Genomic DNA, 11,331 nt, shown 5'->3' with positions numbered 1-11,331 from the left:
CGGAGCCACCGACGTGCTGCGCTTCGGCGAAGGTATCAAGCCCGAGGATATCCAGGCGCAGCGTGTCGGCAGCGACCTGGTCTTCGCTCATGCCAACGGTGCCGACAAGGTTGTCGTCAAAGGCGTTTTCAGCGGTACCAGTTCCACTGCCGGTGTCAACAGCGCGGTCTTGATCGAGCGCCTGGAGTTCGCCGATGGCTCTTCTCTTACCTGGGAACAGATCACTCAAGGTGGGCTCGTACAGCTCGGAACCGCAGGCGATGACGTAATGATCGGCTACTCCGGTATCGACGAGATGCATGGTGCTGATGGCAACGACACCCTCGACGGCGGTACCGGCAGCAACCGCCTCTACGGTGGTGCCGGTAACGATGTCCTGAAGGTCAGCAGCGGTGCCCGTGACAATCTGTTCGTCGGTGGTGCCGGTGACGATACCCTTTACGGCAGCTATTACAGCGATACCTACCTGTTCAATCTGGGGGATGGCGTCGACACGATTGTGGAAACCTCGACTTATAGCGGAGCCACCGATGTCCTGCGTTTTGGCGAAGGGATCGAAGCTGAGCAAATCTGGCTGGAGCGAGCCGGCAACGACCTGCAACTCCAGTTGCTGGGTACTGATGATCGTGTTGTCGTCAAGAACTGGTACAACGGCACCGCTAACCAGGTAGAGCAATTCCAGCTTGAGGACGGACGTGCGCTCAGTTGCAATCAAGTCAATCAACTGGTAAATGCCATGGCCGCTTTTGGCGCTCCCGCAGGTGGAGAAGGGAACATGGTGTCTCCTCAACGGGAGCAGTTGGATTTATTGATCGCTGCCAACTGGCAATGAAGAAAATGGGCCGTTAATTCGGCCCTTTTTCTTTTACCTGTTGTGCATAGACTGCGCTGGGCTGGCCCTATCGTTCGGCTGGACTGGAAGAAGATTTTCGATCACGACTTTGGCATGGCCCACGAACGCAGCCACCTGCTCGGCGCGCTCGGCCAGGTCGTCATTGGCGCTTCCGAGATAGGCGTCTCGCGCGCTGGCCAGGACGGGCCGGTGCTGCGGCGGCAGGCGTTCGAGGGCCCAGCTGGCGGCGACGTCCTTGGGCGCGATGGCGCCCGTGGCGGCGCTGTACCAGATGCGCGCCAGCGCCAGCACCACGTTGCGCTCGTCTCCCTGCCAGTCCGACGCCTCGTTCCACTGGGCGACGGTATCCGCAAGCGCCCTGAAGAAGTCTTTCCGCGGGACCGGCTCGAACAGCTCGGAGACCGGCGGTCCCGCCAGGCACAGGCTGTGCTGGCTGGCTTGGGTCAACAGGATCGCGATATCCGGGTCAGGGGTGGCGGGCGGGATGACGCCGGCCTGCAGTTCTTCTCGCAGCCATTCGCCGAACTGCAGTTCGCGTTGCGGTGGGTAGCACCAGGGCACCAGATGCTCGCGGACCAGCAGCGTGATTTCCAGCGCGCGCCGCGATGGATCGCTGCCGGGCCATGCCGACACCGACAGCAGGTCCCGCATCAGCGCGCGCCGCAGCGGGGCGGGCAAGGGTGCGCTCAGGGTTACCAGCAGGTCGATGTCGCTGTGCGGCCTGAGCCCGCCGTCGAGCGCCGAGCCGAACAGGTGGATGGCCAGCAGCATTCCGCCCAGGTGGCGTTCGAGTATGGCGCAGGCGCTGGACAGTTGTTCGGTGATTTCGATTGGGGCTGATAGGTTCATTACGGGCTGACTTTAACCGTTCAGTTAAGCGATATCTGCCCTCTCTGGGACTTCGAGCTTTTGACAGGCCTTCGGCCTGCATCGCCGCGAGGGCGCGCCTCCCACTGGTTCGATGCGGGCTGGTCTTGCTTTTGTGGAAGGCCGCTCCCGCTCCTGATGGCTATGCGAGATTTACCACATCCTTGTGGACTGCCCGATCTCGGGACGATGCTTGATCGGCTTCCGGCTTCCGGCTTCCGGCTTCCGGCTTCCGGCTTCCGGCTTCATTCATTGCGTGCGCGTCACCCGCCACACGGTATTTGCCAGGTCGTCGGCGACGATCAGCGCGCCACTTGGGTCGACGGTCACGCCGACCGGGCGGCCGCGGGTCTTGTCGTCGGAGGTGCGAAAGCCCGTGACGAATTCGATCGGCTCTCCAGAGGGACGTCCATTGCTGAAGGGTACGAAGATCACCTTGTAGCCCACCGGTTCCTTGCGGTTCCAGCTGCCGTGCTCGCCGATGAACACGCCATCGGCGAACTGTTCGCCCATCGCCGTGGTGGAGAAGTCCAGGCCGAGGGCGGCGACGTGGGAGCCCAGGGCATAGTCCGGCGTGATCGCCGCGGCGACCTTGTCCGGGTCCTGCGGCCGCACCCGCGGATCGACGTTCTTGCCCCAATAGCTGTAGGGCCAGCCGTAGAAGCCGCCTTCACGTACCGCGGTCAGGTAATCCGGAGCCAGATCCTCGCCCAGCTCGTCCCGCTCGTTCACCACCGCCCACAACTGCCCGGAGCCGGGCTGTATCGCCAATGCGGTGGGATTGCGCAGGCCGGTCGCATACGGCTTGTAGGCGCCGGTCTCGGCGTCGATCTGCCAGACCAGGGCGCGGTCGACTTCGGCCTCCATCCCACGCTCGGTGATATTGCTGTTGGAGCCGATGCCGACGTAGAGGAAGCGTCCGTCGGGGCTGATGGCCAGTGCCTTGGTCCAGTGGTGGTTGATCGCCGAGGGCAGGTCGGTGACCTTGGTCGGCGGGCCGCTGGCCTCGGTCTGGCCCTCCTGGTAATCGAAGCGCACCAGCGCATCCTGGTTGGCCACGTACAGCTTGCCCTCGAAGAAGGCCAGCCCGTACGGCGCGTTGAGGTCGTCGGCGAATACGGTCTGGACCTCGTAGGTGCCGTCGCCATCGGCATCGCGCAGCAGGGTCAGGCGATTGCCACTTTCCACCGAGGTGTTGCCGCGCGCCTTGATCTTGCTGGCGATCACATCCTTCGGCTTGAGCTGCGCGGCATTGCCGCCGCGGCCTTCGGCCACGAGGATGTCGCCATTGGGCAGCACCAGGGTCTGGCGCGGGATCTTCAGATCGGTGGCGATCGCGGTGACGCTGTAGCCCTGCGGCACGGTCGGTAGCTGATCACCCCAGGGCACCGGCTCGGCGATCGTCATGCTGGGCAGCAGCCCCCGCTCGGGCTCGGAGAGCCTGGGGTCGGGACCGTACTGTTGGGCGGTGTCCTGCTCCCCGCCACCGCAGGCGCCCAGCAACAGCGCCAGCGTCAGGATGCTCAGTGCGCTCGAATGCTTCATGCCGCACCTCCCGCGCGCAGGTTGGTCAGCCCGATCCAGGTCGCCACGCAGGCCAGCAGGGTGACGATCACCGACAGCACCAGGCCGGCCGGCATGCTGGCCCAGGCGTCCTTGGCGTGCTCGAAGGCGTTGATGAAGCCCAGTATCCAGGTCGCCAGCAGCAGCAGGAAGTAAACCAGTGGCCGCCCCGTCTTCTGCTCGGCGCGGATCAGGTTGGCCAGCGCGAACAGCAGCGCCAGGCCACAGAAGACCAGCCCCCCGGCGATCAGCCAGGAAGCGAAGTTGCTCCACTGGATCTGGTAACTGCGAAAGTAGGCGATATCGCTCAGCAACGCGCCGAGAAACAGGGGGACGGTCCCGGCAAGCAGCGTCGCGTGCAGCGGGTTCGGCGTGCTGCGGTAGGTGGTTGCGGTCACGGCGGACTCCTCATCGCTGGGCGACCCTGGCCTGGTACGCGGTGCGGATGCGCCGGCCCCGCCAGGCTCGCTTTGATTGTGCGTTAAGAGGGGATCGTGCCGCTGGCGCAGAGTTCACTGCGATCTGCCATCCAGGCGTGTCGCCGCCGTATGCCCGGCCGACGCGCAGCGAATCATGAACGGGTTCTAGGGCCAGCCAGACAAGGCTTTTGGCTTCCTTCGAGGGGGTGCGGCAGAGGGGGCTTGGGGAAGGCTATGTCCCCGTTACGCGTTGCCGGGGCATGCTGGAAGTGTCTGGCTCGGATCTCTTGCAACAGCTCGATGTTCGGTCGGGTGCACGTAGGTAGGTTGGCGCTGAGCGCAGCGAAGCCCAACAGGGATCGGCGTGAACGTGTTGGGCTTTGTCGCTGCGCTCCTCAACCCAACCTACGCCATGCAACATGCAAGTGGACATAGCCTTTTGGAAAAGGCTATGTCGGAGTTGGCTGTTGCGGATAGATGTACCCCTGTGGGAGCGGGCCATGCCCGCGAATATTCCCACGCACAAAAGCTTCGCGGGCATGGCCCGCTCCCTACGGACTTTCAGAACACCTCGGCACTTCGAGCAACACGCAATTGGGACATAGCCTTTTGGAAAGTGCCAGCCGCGTCCCGGCACTGCCGTGAAGTGCTGATCGCCAGCAAGCTGGCTCCTACGGAAGCCGGGATTCATGGCACGGCATCCACCCGACGCCCGCTTTTCGTGCTCGACGCACAAACCAAGTGCTCCGATCCGGACCATTTGATCCAGATTTTTCCCACCAAAAGGCTAAGTGACTGATCCGCAAGCGAATCGGATTAGTGGCACGCTTTCTGCTCGCTCCTCGGCTGTCGACCCCGGCGTGCAAGGGGGACGACCGGCCCGCCGCGGCCTGCATACAGAGAAGCGCCTGCGCCATTGGCGACGCGCTCGGATATCAGCCTTGCGTCAGAGGAGTGCGTCACCATGACTCTGCAATACGTTCCCATCATCGACCTGGCGCCCTATTTCGCCGGCACGCCGGAGGGCAAGGCCCAGGTCGCCAGGGCCGTCGACCAGGCCTGTCGCGATATCGGTTTCCTGGTCATCGCCAACCACCAGATTCCACGCGAACTGATCGAGCGCGTCTCGCGGCTCACCCGCGAGTTCTTCGCCTTGCCATTGCCGGAAAAGCGCAAGGTCGACCGGCCCAGCCCGGAAATGGTGCGCGGTTACAGTGCGGTCGCCGAGGAGAGCCTGTCGTACTCCATGGAGGAGGCAGCGCCGGGCGATCTGAAGGAATCCTTTTCCATCGGGCCCAGCGACGTGCCGGATGAGCACTACTACCACTGCGCCGCAGCCGGCCCGCATTTCGCGCCGAACGTGTGGCCGACGGGCATCGAAGGTTTCGAAGAGGCATACCGCGAGTATTTCGCCGCCATGAGCGAGCTGTCGCAGTCGCTGATGCGCATCTTCGCCCTGGCGCTGGAGCTGCCGGAAACCTTCTTCGACGACAAGATCGACAAGCACATCAGCATGTTCCGCAGCCTGAGCTATCCGGACGTGAAAGGGGCGGTCGAACCGGGGCAGATGCGCGCCAGTGCGCATACCGACTACGGCAGCCTGACCATCGTCAAACCGGACAATGCGCTGGGTGGCCTGCAGGCACGCAATCGCCAGGGCGAATGGGTCGACGTGCCCTATGTCGAGAACGGCTTCGCGGTGAACATTGGCGACCTGATGATGCAGTGGACCAACGATCAGTGGATTTCCACCCTGCATCGAGTGGTCAATCCGCCGCAGGACAGCCCGGCCGACAACGGCCGGCAGTCGCTGGTGTTCTTCCACCAGCCCAACTACGACGCTGTCATCGAGTGCCTGCCCGGCTGCTGCAGCGACCTCAATCCGCCGCGCCATGCGCCGGTAACCTCGGGCGACAACCTGCTTTCCAAGTTCGTCAAGCAGACCACCTTCGGCAAAGGCCTGGAGGTCGCATGAACACGCTGTCCTACGTCAACGTCTTCGCCCGCGACATCGAGGCGCTCTCCGGCTTCTACCGCGAACTGTTCGGCTTTCGCGACATTCCCGAGATCGCCTCGCCGATCTTCCGCGGGCTGGACACCGGCAAGTCCTGCATCGGCTTCAACGCGCCGGAAGCCTACGAACTGCTGCACCTGGCGGAGTTTGCCGACACCCGCGGCTGCAAGTTCCTGCTCAACATCGACGTCGAGGCGAAGGAGGAGGTCGACCGCCTGGTGCCCATGGCCCTCGAGCTGGGCGCCACGCTGGTCAAGGCGCCCTACGAAACCTATTACCACTGGTACCAGGCGGTTCTGCTGGACCCGGAAAACAACGTGTTTCGCATCAACCACATGCTTTGACCTGCACTGCCATCCGATAGCCAACAATCAGGAAAAAATCAAAATGCTGAATACGTTCATGAAACGGACCTTGTGTGCGGCGGTTGCTCTCGGCCTTGCGGCCGCCGCGGGCGTCGCCTCGGCGCAGGAAGGGGAGGGCCTGACCCTCGACAAGCCGGCGAAGATCGCCATGCTCTACATCAGCCCGCGCAACGACGGCGGCTGGACCCAGGCCTTCGACGAGGCTCGGCAGAAGCTCGAAACCGAGCTGGATACCAAGATCCAGTACGTCGAGAGCGTGCCGGAAAACGCCTCCTCGATCCGCCCGGCGGTGGACCGGCTGATCCAGCGCGGTGCCAACGTCATCATCGGCACCGCCTTCGGCTACTCGGACACCTTCAAGGAGCTGGCCGACAAATACCCGGACGTGGCCTTCCTCAACGGCTCGGGCACCACCAACGGCGCCAACCTCGAATCCTTCTACGGGCGCACCTACGAAAGCCAGTACCTGTGCGGCATGGCCGCCGGCGCGGCGTCGAAGACCGGCAAGCTCGGGTTCGTCGCGGCCAACCCCTTCGGCCAGGTGAACTGGACGGTCAACGCCTTCGCCCTCGGCGCCCAGGCAATCAACCCGGACGCCACCGTCACCGTGGTCTATACCGGCGCCTGGAACGATCCGGTCAAGGAGCGCGCCGCGGCCATGGCGCTGATCGATGCTGGCGCCGACGTGCTCGGCCAGCACGTCGACAGCCCGACGCCGCAGATCGTCGCCCAGGAGCGCGGCGTGCACGGCACCGGCCACCACCGCGACATGCGCGAGTTCGCCCCGGAGGCCACGGTGTGTTCCTCGGTCTGGGTCTGGGACAAGTTTCTCGCCCCGGAGCTGAAGAAGATCAGCGCCGGCAACTGGACGCCACCGGAAAACGGCGCCCTGCTGTCCATGGCCGAGGGCGGCACCGACGCGGCCTGTTGCGGCCCGGCGGTTTCCGAGGAGCACAAGGCCAAGATCATGGCCGCCCGCGAGGAACTGCTCAAAGGCGAGAAGCAGATCTATGCCGGCCCGATGCTCGACCGCGACGGCACCGAGCGCATCGCTGCCGGCGAGGTCATGGCCGACCCGGCGTTGTGGCAGATGGACTGGTTCGTCAAGGGAGTGATCACCCAGCAATGAGCAGCCTGAACGCGATCCAGCTGACCGGGGTGAGCAAGTCGTTCGACGGCTTCATGGCCCTGTCCCAGGCGGATTTCACCGCCAAGTGGGGCGAGGTGCATGCGCTGCTCGGCGAGAACGGCGCGGGCAAGTCCTCGCTGATGAACATCGCCGCCGGCCTCTACGCCCCGGAAAGCGGATCGCTGTTCATCGACGACAACCCGGTACGGCTCAATGGTCCGCGCGATGCGAGCCGCTACCGCATCGGCATGGTTCACCAGCATTTCAAGCTGGTGAAACCCTTCAGCGTGGCCGAGAACATCCTGCTGGCGCTGCCCGAGCAGCCCGGTAACGCCGTGCGCGGCAGCCATCGTCAGCGCCTGCGCGAACTGGAGCAGCGCATCCGCGAGAAGGCCACGGAGCTGGGCTTCGCCATCGATCCTGCGCAAATCACCGAAACCCTTTCGGTGGCCGAACAGCAGCGGGTTGAAATCCTCAAGGTGTTGCTGGCCGGCGCGCGCATCCTGATTCTCGACGAGCCCACCGCGGTACTCACCGATCAGGAAGCCGAGCGCCTGCTGGAGACGGTACGCGCCTTCGCCCGCCAGGGGGCGGCGGTGATCCTGGTCACGCACAAGATGAGCGACGTCAAGCGCTTCGCCGACCGCGTCACGGTGATGCGCGGCGGGCGGACGATCCAGACGCTCGATCCGCAGGCGGTCTCGGTGCCCGAGCTGGTGCGCCTGACCGTGGGCGAGTCCGCCCCGTCCAGCGAGTACCAGCCGGCGGCCCCGGGCGAGGTGCGGCTGCAGGTGCGCGATCTGCGTTCGACAGGCGCGGGCGGGCATGGCGCGCTCAACGGCGTGTCGCTGGACCTGCGCGCCGGCGAGATCTACGGCATCGCCGGTGTTGGCGGCAATGGCCAGAGTGAACTGGCCAATGTATTGATGGGCCTGCCGGAACCCTGCGAAGGCACGCTGGAGCTGGCCGGCTTCGGCGATCTGCGCCGCGCCGGCAGTGAGCAGCGCCGCGAGCTGCGCATCGCCGCGATCCCGGCCGACCGCTATGGCACGGCGCTGGCCGGGGAGCTTTCGGTGGCGGAGAACTTCGGCGTCGGACAGATCCACAGCGGCCGCTACGGCTCCTTCTTCAGGCTGCGGCGCAAGCGGCTGGAGGCCGAGGCCGCCAAGGCCGTGGCCGGCTTCGACGTGCAGGGCGTGCGCTCGCTGAAACAGAAGGCCGCGCTGCTTTCCGGCGGCAACGCGCAGAAGCTGGTGATCGCCCGCGAGTTCTCCCGCGACCCGCAGCTGGTGCTGGTGCACAGCCCCAGCCGTGGGCTGGACGTGCGCGCCAGCGCGGCGGTGCATGGGCGCCTGCGTGCCGCCCGCGACGGCGGCGCGGCGGTGCTGGTGATCAGTGAAGACCTCGACGAAGTGCTGGCCCTGGCCGACCGCATCGGTGTGATGCATGCCGGGCGCATCGTCGCCGAATTCGACCGCCCCGCCGACCGGCAGGCCATCGGCAAGGCCATGGTCGGCAATGCAGGCGCGAGCCATGAATGAGATGAGCCATGAATGAACAGGTACGTCCCTTGATCGTCGAACAGGCCAGGCCGCCCGCGCGGCCGCCCAGATCGCCACTGCTGGCGCGGCGCTACACGCTGGAAATCCGCCAACAACTGGCCTGGCACTGGCAGGCACTGATCATCGCTGCCGCGCTCGTGCTGGGCCTTGGCATTTCCGCCGCGATCCTGATGGCTGCGGGCGTGCCGGCCGGCGAGTTGCTCAACGAATTCGTCATCCTCACGGTGTTCGACGCCCAGAGCCTGAAAGCCGTGCTGTTCCAGGCCGCGCCGATGATCCTGGTCGGCCTGGCCGGCTGCATGGCGTTTCGCGCCAAGTTCTGGAACCTGGGGCTCGAAGGCCAGATGATCTGGGGCGCCATCGGCGCCACGGCGATTTCGCTGTTCGATATCGGCCCGCAGGCGCTGCGCCTGCCGCTGATGCTGGCCGCGGCGGTCCTTTGCGGCCTGGCCTGGGCACTGGCGCCGGTGTTGCTCAAGCTGCGGCTGAAGGTCAACGAGATCATCTCGACGCTGATGCTCAACTACCTGGCGATCAACTTCCTGCTGCACCTGCTCTACGGCAGTTGGAAGGACCCGAAAAGTTCGTTCCCTTACTCGCCGCAGTTCCAGCCGTTCGAACGCCTGCCCGAGCTGTTCGACGGCATCAGCGCAGCGGTGCCGCTGGCGCTGGTCGTCGCGCTGCTGGCGCTGTGGTTCCTCGGCATTTCCCGCGCCGGGCTGTACCTGCGCTTCGTCGATGCCAACCCGCGGGTGGCCGGTGCCGTGGGCGTGCCGGTGCAGAAGATGATCGTCGGCACGGTGCTGATTTCCGGCGCCATGGCCGGTATCGCCGGGTTTCTGGTGACCGCCGGGCAGGAGGGCCGACTGACCCAGTCGTTCTACCAGGGCTACGGCTTCTCCGGCATCCTCATCGCCTTCCTGGCGCGCAACAACCCGGTCGCCGCGCTGGTGGTGGCGCTGCTGATGGCGACGCTGTTCGTCGCCGGGCGCAGCCTGCAGGTGTTCTACCAGATCCCCTTTTCCATGGTGCAGCTGATCCAGGCGATCCTGGTGATCTGCGTCGCCTCGTCGGATTTCTTCATCCGCCACCGTATCCGCCGCGTTCAGGGAGGCGAAAGCTGATGGACATGATCGCCAACTGGCTCGGCAATACCCCGGACTTCGCCGTGCCCTTCGCCCTGGCGGCGCTGGGGCTGATCCTCACCGAACGCGCCGGCGTGCTGGCCCTCGGCGCCGAGGGGCTGATGCTGGTCGGCGCGCTGGCCGGCATCGGCGCGCAACTGGCCTATGGCATGCACGGCATTTCGCTGCTGCTGGCGATGGGCGCGGCAGCGCTGGTCTCGCTGCTGTTCGCGCTGATGGTGTTGGTGCTGCGCATCAACCAGGTGATCGCAGGGTTGGCGCTGGTGTTCTTCTGCCAGGGGCTGACCGGCCTGCTCGGCACGCTGCTGGACTGGACCAACAAGCCGGTCAAGGGCCTGGGCGCCGTCGAACTGTGGCCGCTGTCGGAGCTGCCGCTGCTCGGCAAGGTGTTCGTGCAGAACCCGCTGGTGTTCCTCACCCCGCTGATCTTTCTCGCCGTGGTCTGGCTGCTCACCCGCAGCAGCACCGGCCTGCGCCTGCGCGCGGTAGGCGAGAACCCGCAGGCGGCGGACGCGGCGGGGATTTCCGTGCTCGGCTATCGGCTGGCGGCGATCCTCGCCGGCTCCGCCCTGATCGGCCTGGCCGGCGGCTATATCTCGCTGCTCAGCACCAAGCTGTGGATCGCCGACATGACCGGCGGGCGCGGCTGGATCGCCGTGGCGCTGGTGATCTTCGCCCGCTGGTCGCCGTGGAAGGCGCTGGCCGGCGCGTTGCTGTTCGGCTGCATCGAGGCGCTGATCCCGCAACTGGCCGCCGCCGGTGTGCGCCTGCCGCAGTATTTCGTGCTGATGACGCCTTATGCCGTGACCCTGGCGGTGATGATCTGGGTCGCCAGTGGCAGGAACATCACCGGCAACCAGCCGGGCGCGCTGGGGGTGCCGTTCATTCGGGAAGAGCGTCGCTAGCAGGCTTGGCCTCGGCCTCGGGTTCGACAGGCGCTTCGACTGAACTACGGTCGGCCGGGCGGCAGGTGATTTCGGCATAGGGCTGATCCGGCGAGTAGTCGCCCGGTACCCGCTCGGTCGCCTGGGAATTGGGTGCCACGCTGAATACCGGGGAGGCCGAGGTGTCCGAGCGGGCCTCGGCCGGCACCTGGAATTCGCAGGACACCTGTTGGCCGGTGCGGTTGAATACCTTCACCGCACGTACGCCGAGCAGCTCTCCGCCCACACCCGGCGCCCGGGTAGGCACGCCCATGGGGCTGACTTCGATATCCAGGCCGTTCAGGTGGGTGATGATTTCCGGCTTGGGCGTTTGCGCCAGGGCGACGGATGCGCAGAACGCCAGGCCGCAGGCGCCGAGTAGTTGCTTGGTCATGGGAATCTCCATGGATCGGTCTCCTTTAGAAGTGGGCTAGGGTGGACGGTTCGATGTCGCGGCGAAGGAATGGTTGTGGATGGCGAAGCGCGGTCGG

The 11,331-nt window shown here is 65.5% G+C and carries 11 protein-coding genes; 7 read left to right on the top strand and 4 right to left on the bottom strand.

Annotated elements, in window-relative coordinates; all coding sequences use genetic code 11:
• On the top strand, positions 1-832 hold an 832-nt coding region (locus IN820_RS14555), incomplete at its 5' end, for a calcium-binding protein (RefSeq protein ID WP_207793639.1).
• A 33-nt stretch (positions 833-865) separates the two neighbouring features.
• Here the strand turns inward: IN820_RS14555 and IN820_RS14550 are convergent.
• From IN820_RS14550 to IN820_RS14540, 3 genes are all read right to left on the bottom strand, one after another.
• Positions 866-1,702 (bottom strand): AadA family aminoglycoside 3''-O-nucleotidyltransferase, encoded by an 837-nt coding sequence (locus IN820_RS14550; protein WP_193681641.1) that lies wholly within the window; start codon positions 1,700-1,702, stop codon positions 866-868.
• 267 nt (positions 1,703-1,969) lie between these two features.
• Entirely contained in the window at positions 1,970-3,265 is a 1,296-nt protein-coding gene (locus tag IN820_RS14545) for a PQQ-dependent sugar dehydrogenase (protein WP_193681640.1), read from the bottom strand.
• A complete protein-coding gene (locus tag IN820_RS14540) occupies positions 3,262-3,681 on the bottom strand; it encodes a DUF2231 domain-containing protein (protein WP_193681639.1) in 420 nt (139 codons plus the stop codon). Before IN820_RS14540 ends, IN820_RS14545 begins: the two co-directional genes overlap by 4 nt.
• A 985-nt stretch (positions 3,682-4,666) precedes the next feature.
• Between IN820_RS14540 and IN820_RS14535 the strand changes: the two genes are divergently transcribed.
• The 6 genes from IN820_RS14535 to IN820_RS14510 are packed head-to-tail and all read left to right on the top strand — an operon-like array spanning position 4,667 to position 10,822.
• Positions 4,667-5,677 (top strand): isopenicillin N synthase family dioxygenase, encoded by a 1,011-nt coding sequence (locus IN820_RS14535; RefSeq protein WP_193681638.1) that lies wholly within the window; start codon positions 4,667-4,669, stop codon positions 5,675-5,677.
• Positions 5,674-6,060, top strand: coding sequence for a VOC family protein (locus IN820_RS14530; protein WP_193681637.1), 387 nt, complete (start codon positions 5,674-5,676; stop codon positions 6,058-6,060). The genes IN820_RS14535 and IN820_RS14530 overlap by 4 nt, the downstream gene beginning before the upstream one ends.
• 43 nt (positions 6,061-6,103) lie before the next feature.
• Positions 6,104-7,210: a BMP family ABC transporter substrate-binding protein gene (locus IN820_RS14525; RefSeq protein WP_193681636.1), complete on the top strand. Its 1,107-nt coding sequence runs from the start codon at positions 6,104-6,106 to the stop codon at positions 7,208-7,210.
• A complete protein-coding gene (locus IN820_RS14520; RefSeq protein ID WP_193681635.1) occupies positions 7,207-8,751 on the top strand; it encodes an ABC transporter ATP-binding protein in 1,545 nt (514 codons plus the stop codon). The genes IN820_RS14525 and IN820_RS14520 overlap by 4 nt, the downstream gene beginning before the upstream one ends.
• 8 nt (positions 8,752-8,759) lie before the next feature.
• Positions 8,760-9,896 (top strand): ABC transporter permease, encoded by a 1,137-nt coding sequence (locus tag IN820_RS14515; protein ID WP_193681634.1) that lies wholly within the window; start codon positions 8,760-8,762, stop codon positions 9,894-9,896.
• On the top strand, positions 9,896-10,822 hold the full coding sequence (locus tag IN820_RS14510; protein ID WP_193681633.1) for an ABC transporter permease: 927 nt from the start codon (positions 9,896-9,898) through the stop codon (positions 10,820-10,822). The genes IN820_RS14515 and IN820_RS14510 overlap by 1 nt, the downstream gene beginning before the upstream one ends.
• Here IN820_RS14510 and IN820_RS14505 read toward each other — a convergent pair.
• Positions 10,800-11,234 (bottom strand): hypothetical protein, encoded by a 435-nt coding sequence (locus IN820_RS14505; RefSeq protein WP_193681632.1) that lies wholly within the window; start codon positions 11,232-11,234, stop codon positions 10,800-10,802. The genes IN820_RS14510 and IN820_RS14505 overlap by 23 nt on opposite strands.
• Between the last annotated feature and the right edge of the window lie 97 nt (positions 11,235-11,331).

It is taken from the genome of Pseudomonas lopnurensis, assembly GCF_015070855.1.
Taxonomy (GTDB): Bacteria; Pseudomonadota; Gammaproteobacteria; order Pseudomonadales; family Pseudomonadaceae; genus Stutzerimonas; species Stutzerimonas lopnurensis.
This window is presented reverse-complemented; position numbering and strand designations above follow the sequence as displayed.